The 14,189-nt window shown below is 66.8% G+C and carries 11 protein-coding genes and 1 riboswitch; of the genes, 8 read left to right on the forward strand and 3 right to left on the reverse strand.

Features of this window, described 5'->3' with window-relative positions:
- Nucleotides 1-58 precede the first annotated feature (58 nt).
- The 3 genes from mntP to IFT60_RS13115 all read left to right on the forward strand — a co-directional run bounded on the left by mntP (nucleotide 59) and on the right by IFT60_RS13115 (nucleotide 5,482).
- Entirely contained in the window at nucleotides 59-631 is a 573-nt protein-coding gene (mntP, locus tag IFT60_RS13105) for a manganese efflux pump MntP (RefSeq protein ID WP_192052408.1), read from the forward strand.
- A 164-nt stretch (nucleotides 632-795) separates the two neighbouring features.
- Nucleotides 796-4,017, forward strand: a complete 3,222-nt coding sequence (locus IFT60_RS13110) for a DUF2339 domain-containing protein (protein WP_197986312.1) — start codon at nucleotides 796-798, stop codon at nucleotides 4,015-4,017.
- Between the two features lie 13 nt (nucleotides 4,018-4,030).
- Nucleotides 4,031-5,482, forward strand: coding sequence for a DUF3999 family protein (locus IFT60_RS13115; protein WP_192052409.1), 1,452 nt, complete (start codon nucleotides 4,031-4,033; stop codon nucleotides 5,480-5,482).
- Nucleotides 5,483-5,539: 57 nt separating this feature from the next.
- On the opposite strand, the gene IFT60_RS13120 is transcribed toward IFT60_RS13115, so the two are convergent.
- Entirely contained in the window at nucleotides 5,540-6,004 is a 465-nt protein-coding gene (locus IFT60_RS13120) for a VOC family protein (RefSeq protein WP_192052410.1), read from the reverse strand.
- A gap of 113 nt (nucleotides 6,005-6,117) precedes the next feature.
- A complete protein-coding gene (locus IFT60_RS13125) occupies nucleotides 6,118-7,014 on the reverse strand; it encodes a LysR family transcriptional regulator (RefSeq protein ID WP_192052411.1) in 897 nt (298 codons plus the stop codon).
- Nucleotides 7,015-7,114: 100 nt separating this feature from the next.
- Here IFT60_RS13125 and IFT60_RS13130 point away from each other — a divergent pair, with 100 nt between their 5' ends.
- The gene (locus IFT60_RS13130) at nucleotides 7,115-8,317 is read left to right on the forward strand and encodes an MFS transporter (protein WP_192052412.1); all 1,203 of its coding nucleotides are present in this window, start codon (nucleotides 7,115-7,117) and stop codon (nucleotides 8,315-8,317) included.
- Between the two features lie 23 nt (nucleotides 8,318-8,340).
- A complete protein-coding gene (gene dkgB / locus IFT60_RS13135; protein WP_192052413.1) occupies nucleotides 8,341-9,141 on the forward strand; it encodes a 2,5-didehydrogluconate reductase DkgB in 801 nt (266 codons plus the stop codon).
- Nucleotides 9,142-9,147: 6 nt separating this feature from the next.
- On the opposite strand, the gene IFT60_RS13140 is transcribed toward dkgB, so the two are convergent.
- Nucleotides 9,148-9,846 carry a glutathione S-transferase gene (locus tag IFT60_RS13140; RefSeq protein WP_192052414.1) on the reverse strand — a complete coding sequence of 233 codons (699 nt, stop codon included), beginning with the start codon at nucleotides 9,844-9,846 and terminating at the stop codon, nucleotides 9,148-9,150.
- 278 nt (nucleotides 9,847-10,124) lie between these two features.
- Here IFT60_RS13140 and IFT60_RS13145 point away from each other — a divergent pair, with 278 nt between their 5' ends.
- From IFT60_RS13145 to IFT60_RS13155, 3 genes are all read left to right on the forward strand, one after another.
- Entirely contained in the window at nucleotides 10,125-11,084 is a 960-nt protein-coding gene (locus IFT60_RS13145) for a DUF535 family protein (protein ID WP_192052415.1), read from the forward strand.
- Nucleotides 11,085-11,283: 199 nt separating this feature from the next.
- A riboswitch (TPP riboswitch) is annotated at nucleotides 11,284-11,381 on the forward strand.
- An 81-nt stretch (nucleotides 11,382-11,462) separates the two neighbouring features.
- Complete coding sequence (locus IFT60_RS13150) at nucleotides 11,463-13,601, forward strand: TonB-dependent siderophore receptor (protein WP_229510842.1); 2,139 nt, start codon at nucleotides 11,463-11,465, stop codon at nucleotides 13,599-13,601.
- 359 nt (nucleotides 13,602-13,960) lie between these two features.
- Nucleotides 13,961-14,189, forward strand: a 229-nt coding sequence (locus IFT60_RS13155; protein ID WP_192052417.1) for an IS110 family transposase, incomplete at its 3' end; no start/stop codon positions are given.

The raw sequence follows: 14,189 nt of genomic DNA on the forward strand, positions 1-14,189 counted from the left end.
CTGCGCGTGTTCGGGCCGCGCAGGTTTGCCCTTGCGTTCGCCCGATGGAAAGACCCGCATGAATTTCGCCGCCACCGCCTCGCTTGCCCTCGCCATGTCCACCGACGCCTTTGCCGCCGCCGTCGGCAAGGGGGCGGCCCTGCAGCGGCCGCAACTGCGCGAGGCGCTGCGCACCGGCCTCATCTTCGGCGTCATCGAAGGCTTGACGCCGCTGCTCGGCTGGGCGCTCGGCAACGCCGCCGCGCCCTACGTGCAGGCCTGGGACCACTGGATCGCCTTCGTGCTGCTGGGCGCGCTTGGCCTGCGCATGATTCACGAAGGCTGGGGCGAACCCGACATCGAGGAGGAAAAGCCGAACAGCCACTCCTTCCTGCGCCTGGCCGTTACCGGCATGGCGACCAGCGTCGACGCCCTGATCGTCGGCGCCGGCCTCGCCTTTATCGACGCCAACATTTTCGTCACTGCAGCCGCGATCGGCTGCGCCACCTTCGTGATGGTCACGCTGGGCGTGATGCTGGGCCGCGGCCTGGGCGCACTGGTGGGCAAGCGCGCCGAGATCGTCGGCGGCGTGGTGCTGATCGTGATCGGCAGTTTGATCTTGTACGATCATTTGCACGCGGCGGCGGGCTGAAAATGATGCTTGGCCACCACGCATCGACAAGCCATTATTGACGACCCGCAATATCCACCGGTGTTACGAGACATGCCCTCCGGCATGCCAACGTATGCTCTGCAAGTTTGTCGGCGCTATAGCGCAACCGATAAGAGCGCATGGCATTCCGCACCGGAGGAAGCATGTTGGACACTATTATTGCAGGGTCGATCCTGTTCGCGCTCGCTTATCCGTTCATCGTCACATGGATCGTGGGAGCCGGGCGCGGCCGCAGGTTGAAAGACCTGGAAGAAGAAGTATCCCTGTTGCGCGCGGCGATCCAGACGCGGACGGCGCCGTCCGCTCCCCAACAGCCGTGGCGGGAAACGGTGGCGCCGCAACAGCCCGATACGCCCGCGCCGGCAACCGTTCTCGACCTGACGCAATTGCCGGAGCCCGCTCCTGCGCATGCCCCTGAGCGCGTCTTCGTCCCGGAAGCACGGAGGGAAAGCGGAGAAATTTCATCCCCAGCCATCGTTGCTCCTGGCCGTACGGATGCGGCACCGGGCGTGCCACTCGTCGGCGATGCGGCCTGGGGCGTCGAGCCCGAATCCACGCGCGCTCCCGCCTTCACACCACCGCGCTGGCTCGTGGCCGCGAAGACCTGGCTGCTGACCGGGAACCTGGTCGCCAAGCTCGGCCTCGTGATCCTCTTCGCCGGCGTCGCCTTCCTTCTCAAATACGTGGCCGCGACGGTCACGATTCCGATCGAACTCAGGCTGGCCGGCGTGGTGCTGGCCGACTTGGCAATGCTGGGATGGGGCTGGCGCATCCGCGGCGCGCGCCGCGAGATCAGCCTGCCGATCCAGGGAACGGCGATCGCGATCCTGATGCTGGTCATTTTCGGCGCCTATCACCGCTACGAACTGATGCCGGCCGCCTTTGCCTTCACCTTGCTGGTGCTCCTGACCGCCTTCACCTGCCTGCTCGCTGTGCTGCAGGATGCCCCTTGGCTGGCGGCATTCGGCATCACCGGCGGCTTTGCCTGCCCGCTGATGGTGTCATCCGGACAGGGCAACCATGTCGCCCTGTTCTCGTATTACGCGCTGCTCAATGCCGGCGTGTTCGCGCTGGCCATCAAACGCGCCTGGCGGCCGCTGAACCTGCTGGGCTTCGGCTTTACCTTCATCGTCGGCACGGCCTGGGGCGGCCTGCGCTACACGGGCGCCAACTATGGTTCGGCGCAGGGCTTCCTGATCCTGTTCTTCCTGATGTACGTCGGGGTCGCGCTTGCCTTCGCGCGCCAGCAGCAGACCCGTCTGAAACACTACGTCGACGCCACGCTGGTGCTGGGTACGCCCCTGCTCGCCTTTGGCCTGCAGGCGGGACTGATGCGCGACAAGCCGTTCGGGCTGGCGCTGTCGGCCCTGGCACTGGGCGGCTTCTATCTGGTGCTGGCGCTGCTCTTGTTGCACCGCGGGCGCGAGCGCTGGCGGGTGCTGGTCGAAGCCTTCCTGGCGCTGGGCGCCATCTTCGGCACGCTGGCGATTCCGTTCGCACTCGACGGACGCTGGACCTCGGCGGCATGGGCGCTGGAAGGTGCCGGCTTCGTCTGGTTCGGCCTGAAGCGTGGCCAGTGCGCGACCTGGATCTTCGGCCTCCTGCTGCAGGCGGGAGCGTGGCTGAGCTTTATCGGTGCCGCCACCGGCCTCGATACCGACACTGCGCGCGATGCGAATCTGGGCCTGGGCTTCCTGCTGTTGGCCGGCAGCGCCTTCGTCATGGCGCACAACTTCCACCAGCATGCGGACGCGGCGCACCCTGCCCTGGCGCGCATCGCCAACTGGAGCATCACGATCGCGGCACTCTGGCTGTTGGCCGGCACCTGGAGCCAGGCGATCTTGCACACCAGCGGCGGCACGCTGGCGAACCTGCTTGCCGCCGGCGCCTTGCTGACGGCCGAGGTACTGTACCTGGCCAGCACGCGTATGGCCTGGCCGCGCGCCAAGCGGCTGGCGCTGCTCGCCCAGTTGGCGGGGGCGTGCGCACTCGCCGTGGTGGTCGCTTCCATGGCGCTGTCACATGGCGCGGGGCTCGTTCCCGACGCCCCTCTCCTGGGCGTGCTGATGATCGCCCTGGCGGCGCTCGCCACCAGCAGGATGCTCGACCGGTCGGCCGAGCAGACCGGCGCCAAGAAGCTGCCGGCCGCCCTGCTGCTATGGGGCGGCGCCTGGTGGTTCGGGCCGACGCTATGGATCGGCGCCGACCGGTTGGTTGACTACATGCCCGCTGGCCTGGGCCTGTCAGGGCAGCGCTGGGACTTCCTGTATGCGCTTGGGGTCTCCGCCTCGGCCGCGGCCTGCCTGCCGCTGGCGCGACGCCTAGCCTGGCCGCGCCTGCGCTGGCTGGGCGCGGCAAGCTGGGGGGCGCTGGCCATGTATACCGTAGCGGTGCTGGGGGATCTGTACGGCAGCCGCGCACTGCCCGCCCCGGCCGCCTGGCTAGGCTGGGCGGCGCTCCTGGCTGGCGGCGAGTATATGCTGCTGCGCTGGGACAGGAACGGCGCGCCGCTTGCCGAACTGCCGCTGCGCGCCGTGCACGCGCTGCGTACGGCTGGGCCATGGCTCGCGCTCTGGCCCACCGGCGCTGTCCTGATCGGGCGCTGGCTGGTCGATGGCAGCAGTGCCGACCAGCTGGCGGCGCAGGGCAACTGGGCGATTGGATCTGCCTGGGGCAACTACCTGCCGACCTGGGCAATGATGCTGGTACTGGCCTGGCTGGCTCGGCGCAGCGCCGCCGCGGCCTGGCCGACGGCGCCGCTGCAGGACTGGTACCGCACCGTGCTGATTCCCGCCGGCGCACTGCTGATCCTGCTGCTGGCGGCGGTGTGGAATCTCGGGCAAGACGGCACCATGGCGCCCTTGCCGTATATCCCGCTACTCAACCCGCTCGACCTGACGGCCGGCTTCGCCCTGGTGCTGTGCGCCAGCGCGGGCCGGATGCTCGCCGGCGCACGTCCGGGGCTGTCGCAGCGCCTGCGCGTCGCCACCGTGGGCGCGGCCTGGGCCTGGTTCAATCTGATCCTGCTGCGCAGCGCCGCCCACTACCTCGGCATCGCCTATCAGTTCGAAGACCTGGCGGCCTCGCAGTTCGTGCAGGCCATGCTCTCGCTGGTCTGGAGCGCCAGCGCGCTGGTGCTGATGCGCTTTGCGGCGCAACGGACAATGCGCCGCACCTGGGCCACCGGCGCCGTCTTGCTCGGTGTCGTGCTGGTGAAGCTGGTCATGGTCGACATGGCCAGCGGCGGTAGCATGGCGCGCATCGTCTCGTTCGTCGGCGTCGGCCTGCTGATGGTACTGGTCGGTTATCTGGCGCCTTATCCAAAGTCCGAGGCAGGTGCCGCCTCACCCCAACGCAGCACCTGAACGGGAGACCCCCATGCCAGCATTGCCCGCGCGCTTGCGCATCGCCTTCGTGTCGCTTGCCGCCACCGCTTTCACTGTGGCGGCCGCCAGCCAGGGCGACAGCCCCGGCGACTATGCCTACCGCATCCCGCTGAGCGCGAGCGGTACGCAAGCGGTCGTGCAGCTCCAGCTGCCGCGCGCCGTGTACCTGGAAGCGCGCAGCGCCGACCTGCGCGACCTGCGCGTGTTCGATGCAGCCGGCACGGCCCTGCCGTTCGCCCTGTTCGAACCGGCGGCGCAGTCGCGTGAAACGCGGTCGACGGCGCCGGTCGCGGTCTTCCGTGTGCGCGCCTCCGCCGGCGCACCGTCGCGGCTGCCCGACGGCTTGCAGATCCGCACCGACGCCAGCGGCGCCGTGATCTCGGTGACCGCGCCGCAAGCGCGCAGCAGCGACGAGGTGCTGGACAGCCTGGTGCTCGACCTGCACGGCGCGACGCCAGCCGCCAAGGATGCCGGCCCAGTCGGCGCACTCGTCCTGTCGCTACCACCCGGCATGAACAGCTACGGCGCGCGGGTCGCGCTCGAGGCCAGCGATGACCTGGCGTCGTGGGAAACGCTGGTGGAAACGTCGGTGAGCTGGCTGGACAACGGCCAGGGCGCCAGCGTGCGCAAGGACCGGATCGAGTTCGCGCCGCGCGCATTCCGCTTCGCGCGTATCCGCTGGCTAGAGGGAACCCCGGTCGAGTTCGGCGCCATCCACGCCGAGCGAATTGCTCGCCTGCGCACGCCGGCCCAGTACGACAGCGTCGCGCTGCGGCCGCGCTCCGGCACTGCGGGCCAGGACCTCCTGTACGATGCTCCCATTGGGGTTCCGGCCGACGCCGTGGGGCTGGAACTGCACGGCCAGAATGTCGTCCTACCTGCGCTCATCGGCCACTACCGCAAACTGGCCGGAACAGGACACGACAATCTCGCCTCGGTGCAGTTGCAGCCGGTGGCGAACGCGACCTTCTTCCAGTTGATACAGAACGGCCAGCGGCGCAGCTCGGGCGATATCGACATCGCCCCGACCCACACAGCGCGGTGGGTGGTGCGGCCGCAGGCAAAGATCGCGGATCGTCCCGGCCTGCGCCTGCGCTGGACGCCGGCGCGCATCGCTTTCCTGGCCGGCGGCAAGGGGCCGTATACCCTCGCCTTTGGCCACGGCGGGGCGCAGTCGAACCAGGTGCCACTGAGCCAGGTCGCACCCGGTTTCAGCATGCGCGAGCTGGCAGCGCTCGAACAGGCAAAGGCAGGCGAGCCGGTACGCCAGGACGGCGCCGGCAGCGACAATACGGGCAGCGAAGCGGGCGGCGCGCAGTCGACCGCCAAGCAATCGCTCTGGTTATGGGCGCTGCTCGTGGCCGGAGTCGCCGTCCTTGGCCTGATGGCGTGGAAACTGGCGCGTCAGCTCAAGGAAGGCGATCCGGACCGGCCTGCGGCCTGAGCGTCATCCCGGCAAGCCAGCTACGCTCGATGCGCCGGCGCCGGCGCATTCAGCTCGCTAGGCGCACTCGCGCTTCATCGCCTCTTCCATCTCCTCCGGCGAGACGTCGCGGATATGCGTCGCCATCGACCAGATGTGCCCGAACGGATCGACGATCTGGCCGTAGCGGTCGCCCCAGAACATGTCGGCCAGTTCCATACGTACCGTCGCGCCGGCTTCCCTGGCGCTGGCCCAGATGGCGTCGACGTTCGGCACCGACAGGTGAATCGTCACCGGCGAACCTTTCAGGCTCAATGGTCCGAAGGAACCGTAGTCGGGGAATTCGTCAGCCAGGAACAGCGGCGAGTCGCCGATGCGCAGCATCGCGTGGCCCACTTTACCGTCGGGCATGGGCGAGCGCATGACTTCGACCGCGCCGAAGGCCTTCTTGTAGAACTCGATCGCCTCGTGGCAATTCGCGCATACCAGATGCGGGGTAACGGTATGCATGCCCTCTTCGACCGGCTTGACCTCTGCACTCATGACGCTCTCCTTTCAGGATGGTGGATGGATTGTTATCTTTGCTGAGCTTTGAGCGTAGCGCCTGTCCCAAGTTCACGCAACGGATCCTTGTGTTGCGCCGCACCGCTGCCTGCTCAGCCGTCGAGCAGCGCCCCCAGTTCGCGCGCCAGGAAATCGACCAGCGCCGCCACCCGCGGCGCCAGGCCTCCCTGTTTATAGAACACGGCCCACACCGGCTGCGACCACGGCAGCGCGGCGTCCGCCAGCAGCGGCACCAGCCGTCCCGCCGCCAGGTCGTCGCGCGTGAGAAAGTCCGATAGCGAGGCGATGCCGGCGCCGGCCAGCGCCAGGTGGCGCACCGTTTCGCCGCTCGATGCGGTCACTGCAGGGGCGATCGTGTAACCCTCCGCCCCGCCGTGCGTCAGCGGCCAAGTATTCAATGAGGCCGGCGCCGAAAAGCCCAGCAGGCGGTGGCCTGCCAGTTCCGCCACGCTGGCCGGGGCGCCGTGGCGTTCGAGATAGCCTGGCGCCGCCAGCACGCGGATGCGGCTGGTGCCGAGGCGGCGTGCGTTCAGGGTGGAGTCCGGCAAGTTGCCGATGCGGATGGCGAGGTCGGCGCGCTCCTCGATCAGGTCGACCACCGTTTCGCCGCTGGTGAGTTCCAGCTGCACCAGCGGGTAGGCGTCGAGAAAGGCCGGCACCAGCGGCGCCAGCAGATGGCCGAGCGCTGGCGTGGCCGCATTCACGCGCACCAGGCCAGCGGGCTGGGAACGGCGCGCGGCGGCCTCGGCTTCGGTATTGGCCAGGTCGGCCAGCAACGCACGCGCGCGCGCCAGCAGCCAGGCGCCCTCGTCGGTCAGTTGAAGACGGCGCGTGGTGCGGTGCAGGAGCGTCAGCCCGAGGTGTTTTTCCAGGCGCGCAATGGTACGCGAGACACCCGACGGCGTCTGTCCGAGACGTTCGGCGGCGCCGGAAAACGAGCCGGCATCCATGACGGCGGAGAAGGCAATCAAGGCTTCCACATCGATCATTCGTGACTCCCAGTCAAAAGTCTATTGTACGGCAAGGGATTTTTCGCATGAAGCGCTGGGCGCACACTGCATGCCTGTCTAAAACTTTACCGGAGTCCCCATGCCTCTTGCCCTGTGGGCGCTGACCCTGAGCGCCTTTGCCATCGGCACCACCGAATTCGTCATCGTCGGCCTGATTCCCGACGTCGCCGCCAGTCTCGGCGTTTCCGTTCCATCCGCTGGCCTGCTGGTGAGCGTGTATGCGCTCGGCGTGGCCGTCGGCGCCCCGCTGCTGACCGCCCTCACCGCGCGCATCCCGCGCAAGCAATTGCTGATCGGGCTGATGTTGCTGTTCACTGCTGGTAACCTGGTCGCCTCGATCGCCCCCGGCTATGCCGCCCTGATGGCCGCGCGCGTGCTGACCGGCCTTGCCCACGGCGTGTTCTTCTCGATCGGCTCGACCATCGCCACCAGCCTGGTGCCGAAGGAAAAGGCAGCCAGCGCGATCGCCCTGATGTTCACCGGGCTGACCGTGGCGCTGGTCACCGGCGTGCCGCTCGGCACCTGGATCGGCCAGCAGTTCGGCTGGCAGTCCACCTTCCTCGCCGTGGCCGCGCTCGGCATCGTCGCCATGATCGGCAGCGCGCTGCTGGTACCGAAGTCGATCGGCGGCGCCAAGCCGGCCAGCCTGGCGAAGCAGTTCGCGGTATTGAAACAGCCGCGCCTGTTGCTGGTGTATGCGATCACCACGCTCGGCTATGGCGGCTCGTTCATCGCCTTTACCTATCTGGCGCCGATCCTGCAGGACGTGGCCGGCTTCGCTCCTGGCAGTGTCGGCCTGGTGATGCTGGTCTACGGCGTCTCGGTCGCGGCCGGGAACATCTGGGGCGGCCGCCTGGCCGACAGCAAGGGACCGGTGCGCGCGCTGCAGATCGTGTTCGCGCTGCTGGCCGCCGTGCTCGCCCTGCTGACCTTCACCGCGCCGCACCCGGTGCTGGTCGTGGCCACCGTGCTGGCCTGGGGCGCGGTCGCCTTTGGGAACGTGCCGGCGCTGCAGCTGTACGTGGTGCAGCGCGCCGAGCGCGACGTGCCGCACGCGGTGGACATGGCCTCGGGCCTGAACATCGCCGCCTTCAACCTCGGCATCGCGCTCGGCGCCTGGGGCGGCGGCCTGGTCCTGAAACACCTGGGCGTGATGGCGACGCCGCCGATCGGCGCCCTGATCGTGGTCGGCGCACTGGCCCTGACCACGCTGGCTGGCCGCCTCGACGGGCGCGAAGCGCGCGTCACGCGCCCCGCCGTCAAAGAAGCAGAACTCGTTTAATTCACTCTTTACAGGAACCCATCATGCACATGCCCCCAATCGGCGCCGGCACCTTCCGCCTGCAAGGCCAGACCGCCATCGACAGCGTCGCCAACGCCCTCGACCTCGGCTACCGCCACATCGACACCGCCCAGATCTACGGCAACGAAGCCGAGGTCGGCACGGCGCTGGCCGGCAGTGGCGTACCCCGCCAGGAGGTGTTCGTCACCACCAAGATCTGGACCGAACACCTGGCCGGCGACGCCCTGGTCCCCAGCCTGAAGGAAAGCCTGCGCAAGCTGCGCCTCGAGCAGCTCGACCTGACGCTAATCCACTGGCCATCGCCGGGTGGCGCGGTGCCGGTCGCCGAATCGATGGCGGCGCTGCTGGAAGCGCAAGGGCTGGGCCTGACGCGCCAGATCGGCGTCTCCAACTTCACGATTCCGCTGATGCAGGAAGCCATCGCGGCGGTCGGCGCGGCCAACATCGCCACCAACCAGGTCGAGCTGCATCCCTACCTGCAAAACCGCAGGGTCGCCGCCTTTGCGCGCGAACACGGCATCGGCGTGACGGCCTATATGCCGCTCGCCTACGGCAAGGTGCTGACCGATCCCGTCATCGGCGCGATCGCGGCGCGGCTGGACGCCACCCCGGCCCAGGTGACGCTGGCCTGGCTGCTGGCGCAGGGCTATACGGCGATTCCGTCGTCGACGCGGCGCGAGAACCTGGCCGGTAACCTGGCGGCGCGCGAACTCGTGCTGGGCGCGGACGATATCGCCGCCATCGATGCGCTCGACCGCGGCGAGCGTTTGGTGAGCCCTGACTTCGCGCCGGATTGGAACTGAGCGGGACTAACTATCCAGTTCCGGATAGCGCCGGAAGATCCCCTCTTCGTTGAACGGAATCCGGCGCGTCGACGACAGGTAGGCCGCAATCCGCGGACGCTCGGCGACACGCTGGCGTAGCGCCGCCAGGTTCGGATGCTGCGCCAGCGCACGTCCGGTCGCCTGCGGAAAAGCATAAGCCAATCCCTCGATAGTCTGGAACAGCGACAGGTCGGCGTAGGTGATCTCGGCGCCGAGCAGGTAGTCCTTGTCGCCCAGCACGTGGCCGAAATAACTGAAAAACTTCGGGATACGCGCCGCCGTGAAATCGCCCGCCCGGCGCCGTGCTTCTTCCTGCTGGTCTTCGTAATATAGGCTGTTGCCGACCGGGTGATGGGTATCGTGCGCTTCGCCCACCAGGTCGGCGATCGTCAGCTGCAGCTGGTGCGTCCACAGCCGCCCCGCCATGTCCTGCGGCGCCAGGCCATGGCGCTCGCCCAGGTAGATCAAGATCGCCGCGGTCTGGCCGATCGTCATGCCCTCGCTGCGCAGGAAAGGCGGCGCGAAGCTCGGCGTCGGCCCCTCCTTCAATGCCGCCATCAGGGCGTCGACGCCGCCCGGCCCACGTGCCACGTCTTCGTAATCTTCGCCCGCTTCTTCCAGCGCCAGCCGGACGAATTCGCCGCGTCCTTGAATACTGGGCCAATAGAACAGTTCGTATGCCATTGCTGCCTCCGCACAAGTAGGAGGCCGAGTATGGAACAGTTTTTCGGGAAGCCGCGCGCGGATCGTGCTAATCTTGCAATAAAGAATGTTTGTTCAAGACAATAAAAGCGATCTGAAAGAGAACCACGATGCTGACAATGCATACGCACGACGGGGATGATGCTGTCGAAAATATTGCCACAGAGAATCTGTTTCCCTTGAGCAATCGCACCGCTGAAAGCGCCCGGCTGGGACACCATGGGTTTGTCCGCAACCCGCCGTCTTCCACGGAGCGTCCCATGATCCTCGCTCACCTGACCCGTTACTGGCTCGCCCGCCGCAGCCAGCTGCGCTTTTCTTCCTGGCTGCTGTCGGTGGCGCGCAGCGCGCGCGTGCTGCGGTTCTATCGCGACCACGCCGCGCTGTGCAAGCTCGACGTCTACCGCAACCACGTGATGACGCCGCCCAACGACGATCCCTTCCACCACCTGAGCCATCCGGCTTACCTGGTGCAGGGGCTCAGTGCGCGCCAGCGCGTGCAGTGCGTGCTGTCGCATTACCGCTTCGAAGAGACGACCTTCGATACGGCTTACAAGGCAGCCGTGTACGCGGGCGGCGGCCTGATTTTGTGGGAACAGACGGTCGAGGAACACGCCTTCCTGATCCGGCTCGAGATGGCCTCGCGCACCAATGCCGAGGGCGACCTGACGATTGCGCTGCTGGCCGACGGCAAGGTGCTGCACCGGCTGTCGTTCTCGTGGGTCGAGGGGAAGATCGCCGGCGTGCCGGCGCCGCTGGTGCCCTTCGTTGCCCGCAACCAGGGCCGCTGGACCGATTCGGGCGAAGCCTTCGAGGCCTTCGAGCGCTGCTACCCGAACAATTCGCCCAGCTTCTTCTGCTTCGCGGCGATGCAGGGACTGGCGCAATCGGTCGGCATGGACCAGGTGCTGGCGGTGAAATGCACTGCCCACATCGCCTACGATCCGGACGAAATCAAGCACTTCGCGAATGCCTACGACGGCTTCTGGAAGGTGCTGGGCGGCGTCGAACTGCCCGGCGACACCTGGCTGGTCGCCCTGCCCTTCTACCTGAAACCGCTGGCCGACATGCCTTCCAAGCACCGCAAGCGCGCCGCCCAGCGCCGCGACAACTGGCGCGCGATCGAGGGCAGCACGCGCGCGACGCTGCAGCGCCACCTGCTGCATGCGCGGCCGCAGCATGAGCATGCGGCGCCGCTGCGGGAGCCGGTGGAGGTGTAAACATGTAGGGTGGGCTCTCTAGCCCACGCGGTCGTGCTCGTGCATGCCGCACCGTCTCGACAATCTCCCAACGCACGCATTCCACTCGTTTTACGTCTCGACTGCCCATCGGTTCCATCCGCGTGGGGTCACTTCACAAGCGCCCACCCTACCGCTCATTGCCAGAACTACCACACGGATAAAACTCCGTGTTACACTCGCGCCTCGCTAGGGGTCCTGGAACGTTGTTCCGGGTGAGAGATACCCTTCGTACCTGATCTGGATAATGCCAGCGAAGGAAAGCGCGTCAAGCAGTCCATACCTTGTTTGCCCTTCCCCCACGTTGGCTCCGGTTTTATTCACGCGTCGCGCATGCGCCGCGCAAACCACGAGCAAACCATGAAACCCGTCTTCAAGCATTCCCTCCTCGCCTGCGCCCTCGCGCAAGCATTCTCTGTTCAAGCCCAGACCGCCCAGACTGCTCAAACCGATGAGCCGGTCGCTTCCGTCGTCGTCACCGGCAGCAAATGGACCGTCAGCGACCGCGCCAGCATCGGCGGCTTCGCCGACCTGCCGCTGATGGACATCCCGGCCTCGGTCGTCGCGATCAGCCGCAGCCAGATACAGGATTTGTCGATCCGCTCGGCCAGCGACGCCGTACAGTACGACGCCTCGGTCGGCGACGCCTACAACGCGGTCGGCTATGCCGAGCAGTTCTCGGTGCGCGGCTTCAAACTGAACAACAATTCGGGCTACCGCAAGGACGGTATCGCGATCGCCGGCGATACCCAGATCCCGCTCGAGAACAAGGAACGCTTCGAGCTGCTCAAGGGCGTGGCCGGCCTGCAGGCGGGCGTGGCCGCGCCCGGCGGCGTGCTCAACTTCGTGACCAAGCGCCCGACCGATACGCCGCTGCGCTCGGTGCTGGTCGAGACCCGCGAACGCGGCAGCCTGCACGCCGAAGCGGACATTGGCGGGCGCTTCGAGGACACGCGCTTCGGCTACCGCATCAACGCCGCCGCCGACCGCCTGCGTTCCTACGTACGCGGCGCCGACGGCAAACGCCAGTTCGCCTCCGGCGCCTTCGACTGGCAGATCACGCCCGATGCCAAGCTCGAACTCGACATGGACTTCCAGCACAAGGAGCAGATCACCGCGCCCGGCTACCAGCTCATTCGCGGCGTCGACCTGCCGGCGAACGTGTCGCCGAAGACCCTGCTCAACGACCAGCCCTGGACCAAACCGGTCGACACCGACAGCGCCAACCTCGGCCTGCGCTTCGCCTACAAGCTGAACGCCGACTGGAACGCCCTGGTGAGCGCCAACAAGCACTGGTTCAAGCGCGACGACTACACCGCCTTCCCTTACGGCTGCAGCAACGAAGGCGACGGCTTCTATCCGGGCTACTGCTCGAACGGCGACTACGACGTCTACGACTACCAGAGCGTGGGCGAACGCAAGACGCCGTTCGGTGTGCAAGCCCAGCTCCAGGGGCGCTTCAGCAGCGGCGCCCTGCGCCACCTGCTCACCATCGGCGCCAATTACGCCGAGCGCCACAACAGCTATGGCGATTACGTCTACGACTATGCCGGCTACAGCAACATCTACCAGCCGCTGGTGACCGATCCGGCGCCGGGCAACCCCACCACCGGTCCGGTCCGCGAGCGCTTCCGCGACCGCGAGCGCGGCATCTACGTGCAGGACATCGTCACCCTGTCGCCGCAGCTTGCCGTGCACGCCGGCCTGCGCTACGTGAAGATCGACAGCGACCAGCAGCCCGAATCCGAGCTGCCGTGGGTGGCCGACAAGGCGTCGTTCACGCTGCCGAACGTCTCGCTGGTGTACAGCCCGAGCCGCAACTGGAACCTCTACGGCACGCTCGCGCACGGCCTCGAATCGGGCGGCGTGGCGCCGATCGAGACCACCAATGCCAACCAGGACCTGGGACCGAACCGCTCGAAGCAGCTCGAATTCGGCGCCAAGGGCATCCTCGGCGCCGGCGTGTCGGTCAGCGCCGCCGTGTTCCAGATCACCACCGGCCTGGAATACACCGACGCCAGCGACACGTTCGTGCGCAACGGCGAACGCAATCACCGCGGCCTCGAACTGTCGGCGCAACGCGCGTCGAACGGCCTGGCCTACGGCGCCTCGCTGATGGCATTGCGCGCGCGCCAGCAGGACACCGGCAACGCCGCGCTGGACGGCAAGCGCGTCACCAACGTGCCCGAACTGAAGACGACCGTCTGGGGAGAATACGCGCTGGCCGCCGTGCCGGGCCTGAAGCTCAATGGCCAGTGGCAGTACGCGGGCAAGAAAACCTTCGATCCGGAGAACACGGTCGACGTGCCCGGCTACCACGTGGTCGGACTGGGCGCGGCCTACGCCATGAAGATGGGCGCCAGCAGCGTGACCCTGCGTGCGCGCGTCGACAACCTGTTCGACAAATTCTACTGGCGCGACGTCACCCAGGACCTGGGCGGCTACCTGCTGCCGGGCGCACCGCGGACCTTCCGCCTGTCGGCGCAGGTCGACTTTTAAGGAATTTGTAGGGTGGGCTACGCCCACGCGGTACGGCAGTCGCTCAACATTTGCGTGTAAAGGCGAATGCCACGGCGATCGGTCTGCACATGCAGCCGGTCGAAGCCAAGCCGGCACAGATCAAACGGTGAGACCGCGTGGGCGGAGCCCACCCTTGTATCTTGGACGAGTTGGTGGTTAGCTACTACCAGCAGAGGTGAAGACCAGCTTGGGCCCACCCTTAAGGCTCGACCTTGGAAGGTAGATCAAGCCCTTCACCTCGTTCCCACACCATACCAAACACTGGACGGTAGCCAAGGGCAATGACCCTGTATGCACAAGGAGAGTGGGTGTGTTGATCGAGAACACAAGGAGAGACTATGTTTTACCTGGGTGTAGACGTTGCCAAGAAAAAGCTTGATTGCATGCTGCTCGACACCTCGAGCGGCAAGACGAAATCGAAGGTTGTTCCAAACACACCAGCTGGTTTTAAAGAGCTGCTGGAATGGCTGGAAAAGAATAAAGCCATCAATCCCCACGTCATCATGGAACCGACGGGGATGTATCACGAAAGCGCTGCGTTGGCATTAGCCGATGCAGGCCTGGTGG

Source organism: Massilia sp. CFBP 13721 (genome assembly GCF_014842025.1).
Lineage (GTDB): Bacteria > Pseudomonadota > Gammaproteobacteria > Burkholderiales > Burkholderiaceae_D > Telluria.

Bases quoted from the DNA above. Each gene is read 5' to 3' on its own strand.
- IFT60_RS13125 (WP_192052411.1), bottom strand. From the start codon at position 7,014: ATGATCGATGTGGAAGCCTTGATTGCCTTCTCCGCCGTCATGGATGCC.
- IFT60_RS13140 (WP_192052414.1), bottom strand. From the start codon at position 9,846: ATGGCATACGAACTGTTCTATTGGCCCAGTATTCAAGGACGCGGCGAA.
- IFT60_RS13110 (WP_197986312.1), top strand. From the start codon at position 796: ATGTTGGACACTATTATTGCAGGGTCGATCCTGTTCGCGCTCGCTTAT.
- IFT60_RS13120 (WP_192052410.1), bottom strand. From the start codon at position 6,004: ATGAGTGCAGAGGTCAAGCCGGTCGAAGAGGGCATGCATACCGTTACC.
- IFT60_RS13150 (WP_229510842.1), top strand. From the start codon at position 11,463: ATGAAACCCGTCTTCAAGCATTCCCTCCTCGCCTGCGCCCTCGCGCAA.
- IFT60_RS13115 (WP_192052409.1), top strand. From the start codon at position 4,031: ATGCCAGCATTGCCCGCGCGCTTGCGCATCGCCTTCGTGTCGCTTGCC.
- dkgB (WP_192052413.1), top strand. From the start codon at position 8,341: ATGCACATGCCCCCAATCGGCGCCGGCACCTTCCGCCTGCAAGGCCAG.
- IFT60_RS13145 (WP_192052415.1), top strand. From the start codon at position 10,125: ATGATCCTCGCTCACCTGACCCGTTACTGGCTCGCCCGCCGCAGCCAG.
- mntP (WP_192052408.1), top strand. From the start codon at position 59: ATGAATTTCGCCGCCACCGCCTCGCTTGCCCTCGCCATGTCCACCGAC.
- IFT60_RS13130 (WP_192052412.1), top strand. From the start codon at position 7,115: ATGCCTCTTGCCCTGTGGGCGCTGACCCTGAGCGCCTTTGCCATCGGC.